This is a genomic window from Domibacillus sp. 8LH, assembly GCF_038806185.1.
GTDB lineage: Bacteria > Bacillota > Bacilli > Bacillales > Domibacillaceae > Domibacillus > Domibacillus indicus_A.
The window spans coordinates 45,656-59,613 of record NZ_JAVJNG010000017.1; the positions used below are offsets into that span (position 1 = coordinate 45,656).

The 13,958-nt window shown below is 44.1% G+C and carries 11 protein-coding genes; 5 read left to right on the forward strand and 6 right to left on the reverse strand.

Going from position 1 to position 13,958, the window contains the following annotated elements; genetic code table 11:
• Nucleotides 1-65 precede the first annotated feature (65 nt).
• From RG959_RS17090 to RG959_RS17105, 4 genes are read left to right on the forward strand one after another with little or no spacing between them, the layout of a single operon-like run.
• The gene (locus tag RG959_RS17090; RefSeq protein ID WP_342798150.1) at nt 66-1,682 is read left to right on the forward strand and encodes a diguanylate cyclase; all 1,617 of its coding nucleotides are present in this window, start codon (nt 66-68) and stop codon (nt 1,680-1,682) included.
• Complete coding sequence (locus tag RG959_RS17095; protein ID WP_342798151.1) at nt 1,679-2,725, forward strand: HEAT repeat domain-containing protein; 1,047 nt, start codon at nt 1,679-1,681, stop codon at nt 2,723-2,725. The genes RG959_RS17090 and RG959_RS17095 overlap by 4 nt, the downstream gene beginning before the upstream one ends.
• Entirely contained in the window at nt 2,725-4,122 is a 1,398-nt protein-coding gene (locus tag RG959_RS17100; RefSeq protein WP_342798152.1) for a glycosyltransferase family 2 protein, read from the forward strand. Before RG959_RS17095 ends, RG959_RS17100 begins: the two co-directional genes overlap by 1 nt.
• A gap of 21 nt (nt 4,123-4,143) precedes the next feature.
• Nucleotides 4,144-4,497 carry a response regulator transcription factor gene (locus RG959_RS17105; RefSeq protein WP_251269979.1) on the forward strand — a complete coding sequence of 118 codons (354 nt, stop codon included), beginning with the start codon at nt 4,144-4,146 and terminating at the stop codon, nt 4,495-4,497.
• Nucleotides 4,498-4,528: 31 nt separating this feature from the next.
• Here RG959_RS17105 and RG959_RS17110 read toward each other — a convergent pair whose 3' ends face one another.
• The 3 genes from RG959_RS17110 to RG959_RS17120 all read right to left on the reverse strand — a co-directional run bounded on the left by RG959_RS17110 (nt 4,529) and on the right by RG959_RS17120 (nt 11,759).
• Entirely contained in the window at nt 4,529-7,648 is a 3,120-nt protein-coding gene (locus RG959_RS17110; RefSeq protein ID WP_342798153.1) for a hypothetical protein, read from the reverse strand.
• Complete coding sequence (locus tag RG959_RS17115) at nt 7,635-10,502, reverse strand: ATP-binding protein (protein ID WP_342798154.1); 2,868 nt, start codon at nt 10,500-10,502, stop codon at nt 7,635-7,637. The genes RG959_RS17110 and RG959_RS17115 overlap by 14 nt, the downstream gene beginning before the upstream one ends.
• 87 nt (nt 10,503-10,589) lie before the next feature.
• Complete coding sequence (locus RG959_RS17120; protein ID WP_251269982.1) at nt 10,590-11,759, reverse strand: FtsW/RodA/SpoVE family cell cycle protein; 1,170 nt, start codon at nt 11,757-11,759, stop codon at nt 10,590-10,592.
• A gap of 205 nt (nt 11,760-11,964) precedes the next feature.
• Between RG959_RS17120 and RG959_RS17125 the strand changes: the two genes are divergently transcribed.
• Entirely contained in the window at nt 11,965-12,285 is a 321-nt protein-coding gene (locus tag RG959_RS17125; protein WP_342798155.1) for a thioredoxin family protein, read from the forward strand.
• 36 nt (nt 12,286-12,321) lie between these two features.
• Here the strand turns inward: RG959_RS17125 and RG959_RS17130 are convergent, their stop codons facing one another.
• The 3 genes from RG959_RS17130 to RG959_RS17140 form a co-directional block, all read right to left on the reverse strand.
• The gene (locus RG959_RS17130) at nt 12,322-13,227 is read right to left on the reverse strand and encodes a CobW family GTP-binding protein (protein WP_342798156.1); all 906 of its coding nucleotides are present in this window, start codon (nt 13,225-13,227) and stop codon (nt 12,322-12,324) included.
• A 108-nt stretch (nt 13,228-13,335) separates the two neighbouring features.
• A complete protein-coding gene (locus RG959_RS17135; protein WP_285878672.1) occupies nt 13,336-13,470 on the reverse strand; it encodes a hypothetical protein in 135 nt (44 codons plus the stop codon).
• An 81-nt stretch (nt 13,471-13,551) separates the two neighbouring features.
• Nucleotides 13,552-13,866 carry a winged helix-turn-helix transcriptional regulator gene (locus RG959_RS17140; protein WP_242231801.1) on the reverse strand — a complete coding sequence of 105 codons (315 nt, stop codon included), beginning with the start codon at nt 13,864-13,866 and terminating at the stop codon, nt 13,552-13,554.
• Nucleotides 13,867-13,958: the final 92 nt, after the last annotated feature.

Below are 13,958 nucleotides of genomic sequence, written 5' to 3' on the forward strand. Positions count from 1 at the left end.
ATATAGTATAATAAGGCAGAATATGAACAGAACCTTTTCACTACTTTTGAGAGGATTGACTTATTATGGCCCGCAACGATTACCAGGCAATGCTTTCTAAGCGGATGGAAAAGGAGTTTTCCAGCTGGTTTGAACAAGATCACATCCAAGAACGGGATTTATACCGTTTTTTACATACGATGAAAGGCACAGCAGGCACAATTGGCATGGGAGAAATGTCTGCTTTTTGTGCATCACAGTTGGAAACACTTTCTGAAGCAAGCGAGGCGACTATTCCGGTTCGTTCATTAAAAAACTTTATTTTTTTAATGAGAAGTTTTTTCAATAAGAAAGAATTAACGGCCCAGCCTGAAGTGAAACAGCCCGAAAGTACGCTTCACTCCATCGAAGAAAACAGCGGCTTTGTTTTATTGATTGATGAGGATGCAGAATCCGCTTCTTTTATTAAAGAAACACTAGAAGAAAATGGCATACAAGTGGTAATTGCTTTAAATGGAAAACGAGGAGTCGAACTTTTTTATACCCTTCAGCCCCATATGGTTGTCGCCGATGTTCACCTTCCCGATATGAGCGGATTCGACGTACTGGCGCAAATTGGCGATATTGCCCGAAGCCGTTATGTCCCTATTACATTGGTAAGTACGAACAATCTGGTCGAAAATACCATTCGCGCTTATGAAATGGGTGCGATGGACTTTATTCAGAAACCGCTTAATATGAGCTTATTTGTCCCTTATATTTCTAACCGATTAAGAAACAAATCGGCTGTTTCACAGTCTGCACTGACCGATGAGCTGACAGGCGCAGGCAACCGGCGCCAGTTCGCCCAAACGCTTACGCAAATGTCTGCTTTAGCGGAACGAAAACGACATACATTTACGCTTGTGATGCTGGATTTGGATCACTTTAAAAAAGTAAACGATCAATATGGGCATCCTGCAGGCGATGAAGTGCTTCGCCGCTTCAGCTCTATCGTGCTGACACTCAAGCGGGAAACCGACTATTTCTTCCGTTATGGCGGGGAAGAATTCGCCTTAATTTTAGCAGATACGACTCCTGAGGAAGGGACAGTCTTAATTGAACGGATTCGTGCTAAAATGGCCGAAACCGAATTTACCGTCCCGGGCTTTGATCCTTTTTATGTGACGTTTTCTGCTGGTGCAGCTGAATACAGAATCAATGAATCTACCGTTTTGGCAGAAGCGGACCAGGCGTTATATAAAGCAAAACGAAGCGGCCGAAACCAAACGGTTATTTATGAAATTGACAGCGGTGATGTTAAGCGCCATTTGAATATTATGATTATCGATGATGACCTTCTGGTGCGAAAAATGTTGTCGAAGCAGTTTTCCGGCTGGAAGCCAAATGAAATCGATGTGGTTGTCCACGAATATCCGGATGGCATTACATTCCTAGAGTCAGACTGGTACAAGGCTGATGAGAATTATATGATTCTCTTAGACGGTATTATGCCGAAAATGGATGGCCTTGAAGTGCTGTCAAATGTCCGCAAACGGTTCCCGGATGACAACATTGTCATATCGATGCTGACAGCCCGGACAAATGAAGCAGATATTGTTTTAGCACTAAAAAGTGGAGCGGATGACTACATTGTAAAACCATTTCACCCTCAGGAAGTGGTCGCGCGTGTACAGCGCCTGACAAAGAGGATGTTTAAATGACCCTCTCTTTTTTCCTTCTCTTGACGGTGCTCTTACTTCTATTTCAAATGGGACTGCTCCTTTATTTAGTCATCCGCAAACGTAAAAGGCAGCGTCTGGAAGAAGAAATAGAAAGCCAGTATACGCATTCAACAGAGCCGTTTGCTTCCTATATGATGGATCCATCAGACGCGCGTTTTCTTTATGCCGTCAAATCGATTCCTCATCAACAGGTTGTACTGGAACGGCTGTTAAACGGCTACGTGGCATTTACAAAAGGAGGCAGTGCCTCTCCTTTAGTGCAGCAGCTGTCGGAAGAATTTTTAACAGAACCCTATACACGCGTGTTAAATCAACGCAACTGGGCGCGGAGAGTGAACACCCTTCATTACATTGAAGATTTTCATATGTGCTCTTTAGCACCTATCCTGCGTGAACGGCTGAAGCAAGCTGGGAAACTGGACGTGGAAACCCAGCAGCTCATTCGGACACTGGCTTCTCTAAATGAAGATGTTGTCATTGAGGAGTTAAACCGTTTTTCGAACGCGCCTGTTCGGCTGTTTGTAGATGTACTTCACCGATTAAATAAAACGAATGCTGAAAAGCATGTGAAAGCCGCGCTCGAAGATGAAAATGAAACGATCAAACATGCTGCCTTTACTTATATTGCTCATTCAGGAGCGATGACTTTTTTGCCGCAGGTAGAAAAAGAACTGGCCAGCCCTCAAGTCGAAACAAGAATCCAGGCACTCAAAACGATCTTTCGGCTGGAGTATTTGTCAGAACCGGATTTGCTGGCCCCCTTTTTTGATTCTCCTTTCTGGACAGAGCGAATGTTTGCAGCACGAATTGCAGGTATTATGCAGTTTTCCCGCTATAAACAGACTTTAAGTACATTGCTTGGCGATTCAGTTTGGTGGGTGCGCTATTCAGCGGCAGAAGCGTATACTCATTTTTCAGATGGAGATGTGATTTTAGCGCATTTATCTGAGAATCACCCTGACCGCTACGGCCGGGATATGGCTGCCCAATGGCAGACATTTCGACCTGGAGGTGCCCGATAATGCATATATTTTTTCTTGTTCTTTCGTACTTTATTATTGCTTATATGCTTTTTTCAAGCTTAAGCTATATTCTTTTGTTTGGGCTGGCTTTTCGAAAAGTATACAGAGAAAGTGAATTAGATCCGCGGGAAACGACGGAGGACATTGCCGGAAATGAACGGACCTTTCCGGTCTCTATTTTAGTTCCCGCCTATAATGAGGAAGTCGGCGTAGTCAGCACAGTCCGCTCGCTGTTAGCGCTTGAATATCCGGAAAAAGAGATTATCGTCATCGATGATGGGTCAAAGGACCAAACTTCGGCCCGCATGATTGAAGAATTTCAAATGACAGAAGTGTCTTTTGCCGTTCGTGCTTATTTGGAAACGGCTGAAATCAAAACAATCTATCAATCCTCTATTTTTCCATATATTCGTTTAATCAAAAAAGCCAATGGAGGCAAAGCAGATGCCCTTAACGCCGGTATCAACCTGGCATCTTATCCTTATTTCTGTGCCATCGACGGTGATTCGGTTTTAGAAAACGATGCACTCCTGAAAACAATGAAGCCGATTATTGAGTCGGACGGCCAAATTATTGTAACCGGCGGCTCGGTCCGGATTGCCAATGGCTCGACGATTTCAAGAAGTAAAGTTGAAACCATTAATCTGCCGAGCCACCCGGTTGTACTAATGCAGATCATCGAATACTTCCGTGCTTTTTTAATCGGCCGCCTTGCTCTGAGCCGGATGAATATCCTGCTAATTGTCTCCGGGGCATTTGGTGTTTTTCATAAAGAACGGGTCATCCGCGCAGGAGGATACAACAGGAAAACAGTCGGGGAAGATATGGAGCTTGTCGTCAGACTGCACCGGCTGCTTCGGGAAGAAAAGTCCAAGCAGCGGATTGAATATATCCCAGATCCTGTATGCTGGACAGAAGCCCCAGAATCCCTTGAAGTATTGCGTTCTCAGCGGATTCGGTGGCAGCGCGGGTTATGGGAAACACTTTGGACACATAAAAAAATGATTTTTAACCCTGCCTACGGTTCAATCGGACTTCTGTCTATGCCTTATTTCTTACTTGTGGAGCTATTAGGTGCTGTTTTTGAACTGGGTGGATACTTTATGATTTTTGGCGGGTTCTTTTTTTCCTTAATTGATCCCAAAACAGCCGGCATCCTGTTTTTAGTGACCATTTTTTATGGGTCATTTATTTCTGCGCTGGCTGTACTGCTGGAGGAAATGACACTCCATAAATATCCAAATGTTTCCCACTTGGTTCGGCTTTATTTCTGGGCGCTGACAGAAACGTTTTGGTATCGGCCTTTTATGGTTATTTGGCGCATCCAAGGAATCTTTGCCGCTTTCCGTAAAAAGCACAATTGGGGCAATATGAAACGAAAAGGAATTTCCACATAACTCAGATGGAGGAGGGAAAATGTGAAAAAGATTTTAGTGGCAGATGATGAAGATATTTTGCGTATGTTAATTGTCGATACGCTTGAAGATGACTTTGAGATTACCGAGGCAGAAGACGGTCAGGAAGCACTGGACAGCATTCGGTCCGGCACATATGATTTAATTGTTTTAGATTATATGATGCCGCATTTAACAGGCATGGAGGTGCTGGAGCAAATCCGTAAGGACGGCGTTCAAACACCTGTTATGATGCTTACCGCAAAAGCCCAGGAAGCAGACCGGGAACTGGCCATGTCCTACGGGGCTGATTATTTTATGGCGAAGCCATTCAGCCCCATTGAACTTTTATCACTTATCGAAAGTATTCTGGATTAAAAAAAAGACAGCCCGCTGTGGGCTGTCTTTTTTATTCGTCTTCCTGGGCAAATCGTTTTTGAACAATGTGATAGGACTCTTTCAGCCGTTCGTTTGATTCGGTATCCTGGTCCCAGCCCTCCCATTTATATATATTCATCTTGGAGGCTGCTTTTTCAGGCACCGTTGTTTTTTGATCAAATGACTCGGCAATCCCAATACCTTTGATCTTTTGCTCTGCTTCTATTCCTTCTTTAAAAACATCTCCTGTTGCCTGCAGGCTGCTTGGGTCTTTTACATTCAACAGCAGCCACGGAATGCGAATTTCAACCTCTCCTGTTTCTTCATTTACATAGTAGTCAGATAAAGAGTCATAATCAGGCGATTCCGGGTTGCCGTTGCCAAACCGCATCACGCCTGTTTCATAGTGATCAAACGGCAGTACTTCCCCTGTATCCGGCCGGGTGATTTCCTTATTGAGCGCAAGCCGGATTGGGTTAAAGACACCACTGTTGTTTACCGGTTTTTTCGACGCAGACTTTAACATAGGAACGTCAAATCCATACTGATACAAAAATGTGTCGTAGTACGCATCTACTTTCAGCTTCCCTTCCTTTGTCCCGTCAAATGAAAGAACAAAATCCGGATCATTTTCTTTGAACGTGACAGTTTCCGCCTTGTTGCTTCCGATGCTTGGATGTACGTCAAAATAAAGCGTCGGCATCTTGCCGTTTAACAGCTTAGACCGGATATACAAGTAACGTTCATCGTGTGTGACATACAAATCATCGTTTTCTTTATAAAACGGCTCAATGCCTTGCCAGTCTTTTGTATTTCCGTCTGTTTGGATAAGCTTGCGATCAAAGCTGAGAAGACCGAATTGCTGCTCATTCGTCTGGGCGTTCGACCAGTACGGACGGCGTTCCGGATCATCTAAGTCCATCGTGTTCCACGTCCGCTTAAACCATTCATCCTGCCACGTAAAGACAAGTCCGCCCATCATTCCTTCAGCTAAAATATCATCATACATATGAACTAAGCCTTTACCCTGCTGCTCCTCACTCATAAAGCCCTGATTCAGGCCAAAAGCATTTCGATGTGTCATGCCGCGCGAAGATGGAATGCCGAATTCGGCAATCAGAACCGGCATATCGTGCGCGGCCCGCAAATCATGCAGGTAGCCGGCGTAGCTGTTATTTTCACCTCGTGAATCCTTATACGCTAAGTACTTTTCCTCTAAATTTAAAAAGTCAGGATAGTAAGGATAAGCATGATAGGACGCAAACATTTGTATATTCTGTTTCGGTTTAATGTTATTCGGGTTAACCGAAACCAAATCTTCCTGCTCCTGCGGTTCAGCCGGATGGTCAAGCAGATCGGTTGTAACCCAGTTGGTAAAGCTCATCGGCCGTGTCCACTTATACTGGTCCGCTTCATATTTCATCATCGTATCCATTTGCTCAGCCAGCCAAATTTCCATCGGCTCGGCGTCCTCTGTCCGGATAAACTCTCCATCATACTGCGCAAGATCTGTGTATTTCGTTTTCATGTTGTCAACCATAAACGGGTACCATTCGATTCCAAGCACCCAGCCGATTACGTACGGTGAAATATCAGCCCTATACGTTCCTGATGCGTGACCAATCCGTTTTGGAATATCCGCATTACCGTGAATGACATCCGCAACCCGTTTCATTTCCGCTTGAAATTCTTTTGTAATTTCCGGTGTAAACGCATCTAGGGTTTCTTCTAACGGCCCTTCATCAATCCAGACGCCGTGCAGGAGATAAATCGGCTTGTCCGCATGCTCTTCGTTATACCGCTTCAGAGCGTTGTAAAAGCCCGGCGGATGGAGGGTGTAGACGCGAATGGTATTCGCGTTTAACTTTCCAATATCCGTGAGCCATTCATAATACTCATTTTCGGAAATAGCGGCTTCTCCTGGGAAAGCGCCCGGTTTCCCCATTCCAATATTAACCCCTTTTACCGTCATCGTTTTCCATGTGCCGTTTTGAAACACTTCAAACCGGTCTCCATTTAAACGGGACGTATAAGAGAGGCCACCCTTCTCTTCCACTGGTACAGTCACTGCTTCTTTTTCTGGTTTTTTCTCCATTGAGAGAATACCTTTCATGAGCGGCACATACGTTTTCCAGAAAAAGGCCTGCTCCGGATAAAGCGTGGACGGTGTAATAAGCGCCCGCATGGAGGCAAAACCGGCATACCGATAAACGAAAGAAACGTCTTCTGTGTCGGCAAAATCTCCAGCGAAGTAAAAGAGATCCGATTGTTCATACGAATGGTGGGTAACGGCAGGAAATGAAAGCGGAATTCCTTCCTTTTCTAACACCGTTTTCCCCTTGTCCGACAAATTCCATTGATAGTTTGCTAGAATATCTTCTTTATTGTCCGGCACGGTTATATCGAACCAGTACGAATACGGCGCTCCTTTATCAAGGCCTGTAACTTGTTTTCCCTCTTCTGTAAAGCGCATCGTTAACCGCTCGTTCTCTATTTCTCCCTCTTCATCAGAGAGCACGATTACTTTTTGTTTATCTTCATTCACAAGCACAAAGCCGGCCCCTTCGAATGCCCACTTTTTGCCGCCTGCTTCATAAAGTGAGAGAATTCCATCGGTCAGCTCTTCATTTTCTCTGCTCAAATCGCTGAACGCCCGACCGGTCCATCCGGTTGGCGTTGTATGAAGAAAAGACGCCACATCTTTTTTCACATCGGCTTTTGTTGGAGAAGCAAATGTATTAAACTCCATAATCAAAGTGGTCGGATGGTCAGCCGTTTGCTGTTTGATCGTTTCCCATTCATCCATTTCGAGACCGCCATAGACTAAGTCATTTTCGTTATCATACACGCCATATGTATCGGCCGCATAAATGACATCTGCATCCTCCAGTTTCTCTGGAAGCGCCCGTTCCTTTGTTTTTCTTTCAGGAAAGTATCCATAATAGTCATCTTCTCCGCTAAACGTCTTAAAACGAAAGTGCTTCAGTACCCATGTAAGAGCCCGATGCTCCCGTTTATTATCGGTCGGAACAGTTTTGTCTAAAATTACAACTTTTTCTTCTCTCGTGCTGCCAAGCTCCCATATAATCCAGGGCAGCAGCAACAGCAAAAGAACGAATGGAAGGACAATCCATTTTTTATTTACTTTCATCTTGTTCAGAACCTCTCTCCGGGTAGAAAATAACTCCTTGCTGTATTGGTTCGGTTAAAAATCCAAGTACGGCTTTTGACAGCTGTGTCGGCGGGTACGGTTTTGTTAAGTAATGATTGACTTGGTATGATTTTCCTTTACCCTGAGCCTGATCAAGAGCAGAAGAAATGATAATCGGGATATCTTTGGTTTTTTCTTCTTTCTTTAACCACTCCACCAAATCCCAGCCATTCAGATCGTCGCCAAGCATCAGATCAATCACAATTCCAACAAGCGGTGTCCGCTTTGCTTCTTCAAAGGCTTCCGAAGGTTTCATGTGATACACCACTGTAAATCCGCTCATTTTTAATTCTTCCGATAATAAAAGAGCAAGGCTCATATCATCCTCTACTATCATAACGGAAGGACTGTTTTCATTGCCTTCTAGGCGCGCAATTCGATGTCTGCCTGTTGAAAGAAGCGGCAATGAAAAACGGACTATTGTTCCTTTTCCTTCTTCTGACTCGATTGTAATCGTCCCATTATGCTTTTCGATAATTTCTCTGCAAATTGCCAGTCCAAGGCCCGTACCGCCAATTTTGCGGCGGGCGCTGTTGTCAATCCGCTGAAATTTATTAAACAGCTTCGGTATATCTTCAGCCGGAATTCCGATTCCTTCATCTTGAATGGCGACAATTACGTTATTTTCATCGTTTGAAAGTGTCAGCGTTACATGTCCGCCGTCCGGTGAAAACTTAATAGCATTCCCTATCACATTTGTTAATACTTGAGCGAGACGCTCTTTATCCCCTTCCACCTGCACATTAGCCGCTTCATCCACCATAACGAGTGGATGACTGCTTTCGGTACGGAAGCGGGCGACCGCTTCTACTGCCAGTTCATTGATTTGTAATGGCTCCATTTGATAGACCTGGCTACCTGATTCCATGCGCTGTAAATCCAGAAAATCATTAATTAAGTTTGTCAGCCTTTTCGCTTCCTTGTAAATTGTTTCTAAATATTTCTTTTGCTTTTCAGGCTTCAGCTGTTTATGAAGCAGAAGCTCTGTAAATCCAAGCACACTTGAAAGCGGCGTTCGAAGCTCATGGCTGACTGTGCTGACGAGCTCTGTTTTCATTTGATCGACTTCGTATTCTCTTGTAATATCACGATGAACAAGAATGGTGCCTATTTTTTCTTCATTTACTAAAACCGGAGCACTATACACTTCTATCACGCGTTCTGCCGGCTCTAAAATACGATACCGGTACTCCTGCACATGATGTGTCCCGCTATCAATACAGCCTTCTAGAAATTCTCTCATTTGATCCGGGTCATCTGTTTGATTAGAAATGTGATCAATCCATTGCGCTCTTTCAATGGTTTCATCAAGCGGTACTCCACAATTGATAATCTCACAAACAGCTTCGTTTCGCTGGAGCACAGACCCGTCGTGGCCAACAAATTGAATGCCTTCATTAATGTTGTTAATGATACGTTCGTTTAAAATTCGCTCTTTGACATTGCGGTCGTACAGCTGAATACGTTCAATCGCTAAAGCAACCCGATTTAGTAAGCCCCGCAATTCTTTTTGTTCTTCCTCAGAAAAAGCGCGGCCAATCCGTGAAGCGCCAAAAAGAGCGACCATGTCTCCTTCCGGATTGTTTACGCCGGAAAAATAATCATGCACCAAAACAGAATCGGCAGCGAGCCCTTTTTCATGGGAAGCTTCTCTTGTTACCGTGAAGAAATCATCCTCTTTTAACCGCTGATCAATATAATCCGTTCGGTTCGTTGAAAACTCCTCGAACAGGGCATCTGTCATCCCTTTCAGCGCCCGCTCTCCGCTTTCCCGGATCCAAAACATCCCTAGATCCAATTCATAAATCGAATCCAAATACTCTAGTATACTATCAGCCAGCTCCTGCTTATTTAAAGTAAAAGAAAGAACATGGTTCAAGTCGTTATACCGTTCCAGCCGTTCTTTTGTTTGTTTCGTTTCATGGAGTGATTCTTCGATTTTATGCTGGTGCTCCTGTAATTCTTCCTGCTGCATAATCAGCTCTTCATTTTGAGCTGTTAATTCTTCTTCTTTTTCTTGAATGGTTCGAATCATGGAACCAAATGAAGAAAACAGCACACCGATTTCATCGTTACGCTTTACCGGCAGCAGCGAAAAGCTTTTGCCGGACGCAAAATCATCCGTCGCCTGTCTCATTTGCTCAAGCGGCCGGACAATGTCTTTCATCATGCGCCAGATTAAATAAGCAATAAACGCAAATAGTAAAAATAAAAAAATGACCATTACGAATGTAAACTCATTCGCCTGTTCGATCATTTCCTTTGATAACGCCTCAATATCATCATCAATATCCACCTTATATCGCTTCACATATTCCATAAACTGGTTCACAGAATTAACAATATCGCTGCTAGAATAATAGTTTTGAAGACCTGCATAATCATTTGCTTCCACAAAGCGAATCAATGTGGGCAATGTATCTGATTGGTATGTGCTTAAAAACTCTGTCAGCTCTTCCGTCATTTGCTGCTCTTTTGAATTTAAGCGAACGCCTTTTAACTCTTCAAGTGCGCCTTCTACTTCGTTAAGGCCTTTGTATACACGATTCAATTCCTCATTATCCCGAAATGCTATATAACCCCGCGCCCGAAAAAAAAGATCATTTAAAGAATCGCGCAGTGTTTCCAATTTCACCTGCTTATCGTACAATCTTTCTCGCTCTACTCGCAATTCATCCTGTGAATGCTTCATATAAAGAAAGGCGCCGGTCCCTGCAGCTGTCAATACTAGCAGAATAGACAGCGATAAAAGCAGATAACGGCGCCGAATACCTGACGTGACCGCTTTATTCATATTCCATCCTCTCCCTTCTATTCCTATGATTTCATTATAGATTATAGGCTGTAAAAGTTCATAAAAAAAACCCGCTTTAAAAGCGGGTTATGATCGATCTGATGAAAACATATAGTGACGCTCATTATAGGTGATGGAGAAAATAAGCGCCAGAGCCATCATATTTCCCATCATCGCACTGCCTCCATAGCTAATAAATGGCAGCGGAATTCCTGTAATCGGCAGCAGGCCGATCGTCATGCCGATATTTTGGAACGCGTGAAACGTAATCATCGCGATAACGCCCGCGCACATGTAAGAATAATAAGGAGTTTTTGTGGTCAATGCGAGTTTTGTAATGTGATAGATAAGCACAAAAAACAAACTTACAACAACCGATGCACCGATAAATCCATATTCTTCTCCAATAATACTAAAGATAAAGTCAGTATGGCTTTCCGGCAGATAGACTTCCCGGTAGCCAAACCCTTTGCCCATCGTCTGGCCTGAGCCAATCGCAAGCAGCGACCGGGTCAGGTGGAAACCGATCGAGCTCTCATAGTTATACGGATCAAGCCATGAATAAATCCGATCGAACTGGTACTGCCTGACACCGAGATATTTTTCTAACACTGCCGGCTGCCAGAGTACCATATAAAACACAAGGCCGATCAGAGTAGCGGCGCTGCCAAAGAGAGGAAGGAGTATTTTCCACGTGATACCCGAAACGAAAATCATGCCAAGCAAAATAGAAATAATAACCAGAGACGTTCCAAGATCCTGCCGCACCACAAGCGCAAGCGGCAAAGCAGTAATAGCGCCTAATTTAAGCAAAAGCATCCAATCACTGTTGATCGTTTTAATAGGGTTTTTAGAATGGTGATTCACCATTACCCGAGATAATGTTAAAATCAGAAATACTTTCATAAATTCTGACGGCTGAATGGTTCCTAAGCCCGGAAGCTTGTACCAGTTTTTCGCTCCGTTGATCGTTGGAGCAATAGATGATGGTGCTACGATCAAAAACAACAGCAGCAAAATGCCAAAACCGTACAAATACCAGGCCATGCCGTGAAATTGGTCTGAATCCAGCCGGATAAATACCAGGATAATGCCGATCCCAATCGCGTACCAGATAACTTGCCGGACGACAAAGTTTGTTCCATATTGACCTGTTGTCTGTGCACTGTAAATCGCTGCACAGCTTACAACAAACAGCATAAGCAAGATTAAAATCAACCCGTAGTCGATCCGGCTTGATTGTTGTTGAGAATTCATGTAAACTCCTCTTTCTCGTAAAAATAGACCAATTCTTATTATAACGTTATTGTTCCATTCTACAACAGCCAAACGATTCAGATAGGAGAAATCTAAGCGGGACCGTGATACAATAACTTGAACAAAATGTTCCGGCTTCTGCGTCTCACACTTAAATACGCTGAGTGCAAAAGTCGATGAACCAATCAGAAAGGAAGTTAGCAGAATGGAAGCAATTCAAACACAAGAGCAATTCGAAGAAATTATTGCCGGCAGTGAGCCGGTCATCATTAAATTTCACGCCGGCTGGTGCCCGGACTGCACAAGAATGGATATGTTTATTGATGAAATTATAGCGGACTACAGCCAATACCGCTGGTTTGAACTGAACCGGGATAATTTTCCCGAAGCTGCACAAAAATACGATGTAATGGGCATCCCAAGCCTGCTTCTTTTTCAAGATGGCGAAAAATTAGCTCATTTGCACAGTGCAAATGCTAAGTCTCCGGAGCAAGTACGTGAGTACCTGCAAAACCTTCCTGCTTAATGAACAGCCAAAACCGGCCCGTATACGGGCCGGTTTTTAAAATACGCCTTCGAGTTTATTTAACTCTTTACGCATTTCCTCTTCCGGAAGCTCTTCCCCAATCACAACAATGACCGTCGGCCGCTTGATCGGCTGCGGCTGAAAAAACGGAACGCCATACGCATACTGAAACAGCTCCGGCCGATCTCCTGAATCCTCAAACTTGATGAATCCTTTGATGCGCAGCACCGAATCCGGCAGATGTTCTACCCACTTTCTAAAAGCAGCACGCGGTACGTGATTCACGAATTCATAAGCAAATGTTCGAACATGCAGATGATGGCGGGCGTGATGCTGTTCCTGTGACTGGCTTCCACTGCCAAAAACAACTTCTCCTTCTCCATGTGTTATTTCAATTAACTGAACCTTCTGATTGAGTGAGCGGATATCTCTGCGAACGACTGCCAAGGTTTCCTCGGCGACCAAATCTGTTTTAGTGAGTGCGACAATATCACTCCAGCGTGCTTGATCCTCCATCAGCTTCCGATGGGCAATCGGCAGCCGGTTCCGCTCCACCCACCGGGCACAGTCTACGAGCGTTAAAATGCCTTTTACATCAATTTTCATCGCGATGGATGGAGACATGCAGGCATCGAGCACTTCCATCGGATGAGCAGCACCGGTCGTTTCAATATAAACGACATCCGGCTGGTGTTCCCGGTAAAGCGCCAGTAATTCCACTTCTATTTCATCTTTAATCGTACAGCAAATACAGCCGTTCAACATATCCCGCACAGCCGTTTTTTCTCCGATAAGCGCCGAGTCAACCGAGAGCGTACCGATTTCATTCATCAGAACAGCGACTTTTCTGCCTGCTTCTTTTTCTTTTTGAAGCAGTTTCAACAGCAGTGTGGTTTTCCCGCTGCCAAGAAAGCCTCCAATTATATAAAGTTCTGTTTTCATAGGCCAACCCTTTCTCAAATCCACATAGTTCCGATTTAATACACGTTATCTATTGTACATGCTCCTTTACCTTTTGCCAAAACAAAAAGCAGGAGCGAACCCCCTGCTTTACTTTGGTTTGATCACCAATTCAAGTTTTTCGATAATCAGCGTCATGACGGCATCCACACTCGCATCCTGCCGCTCACTCTGGGAGTAGGCTTCCTGCATGGCTTCAAGCAGGGCCTGCTGTTCATGGGACATGTTTTTTCTCCTTTTATCATGTTACATGTCCCATTCCCGCTGGAATGCGTGATCAAACAGGGCGAAAGCCTTAAATTTGATTTATACGTGTTCTTCTAATTCAACCCAGTCATGCGCCCAATTCTCTATTTCTGTAATAGCCGCTTTTAAGGCGCGTCCTTTTTCCGTTAATGTATATTCAACCCGAACCGGCACTTCTGCATACACTTTTCGAGTGACCATGCCTTCCTCTTCCAGCTCTTTCAGCCGCTCTGTCAGCAGCTTGCCGCTGATCGGAAATCCAGCTTTAATTTCAGAGAACCGCTGCGGCCGATCCAAAAGCTGTTTAATCACAAGGCCCGTCCATCGTTTGCCTAATAACTGCATTGCTTTTTCTACTTTTGGACAAAGCTCCATTATTCTTTCACCTCTTTTATGTACTCCTAGTATACACCATTTTAAAGAAAGATGATATCTTTCCACTTTTTAATATCTAGTCACTTGACTAA

Excerpts from the sequence above, each read along its gene's own strand:
- RG959_RS17090 (WP_342798150.1), top strand. The coding sequence starts at position 66 with ATGGCCCGCAACGATTACCAGGCAATGCTTTCTAAGCGGATGGAAAAG.
- RG959_RS17120 (WP_251269982.1), bottom strand. The coding sequence starts at position 11,759 with ATGAATTCTCAACAACAATCAAGCCGGATCGACTACGGGTTGATTTTA.
- RG959_RS17095 (WP_342798151.1), top strand. The coding sequence starts at position 1,679 with ATGACCCTCTCTTTTTTCCTTCTCTTGACGGTGCTCTTACTTCTATTT.
- RG959_RS17125 (WP_342798155.1), top strand. The coding sequence starts at position 11,965 with ATGGAAGCAATTCAAACACAAGAGCAATTCGAAGAAATTATTGCCGGC.
- RG959_RS17135 (WP_285878672.1), bottom strand. The coding sequence starts at position 13,470 with ATGTCCCATGAACAGCAGGCCCTGCTTGAAGCCATGCAGGAAGCCTAC.
- RG959_RS17115 (WP_342798154.1), bottom strand. The coding sequence starts at position 10,502 with ATGAATAAAGCGGTCACGTCAGGTATTCGGCGCCGTTATCTGCTTTTA.
- RG959_RS17100 (WP_342798152.1), top strand. The coding sequence starts at position 2,725 with ATGCATATATTTTTTCTTGTTCTTTCGTACTTTATTATTGCTTATATG.
- RG959_RS17110 (WP_342798153.1), bottom strand. The coding sequence starts at position 7,648 with ATGAAAGTAAATAAAAAATGGATTGTCCTTCCATTCGTTCTTTTGCTG.
- RG959_RS17140 (WP_242231801.1), bottom strand. The coding sequence starts at position 13,866 with ATGGAGCTTTGTCCAAAAGTAGAAAAAGCAATGCAGTTATTAGGCAAA.
- RG959_RS17130 (WP_342798156.1), bottom strand. The coding sequence starts at position 13,227 with ATGAAAACAGAACTTTATATAATTGGAGGCTTTCTTGGCAGCGGGAAA.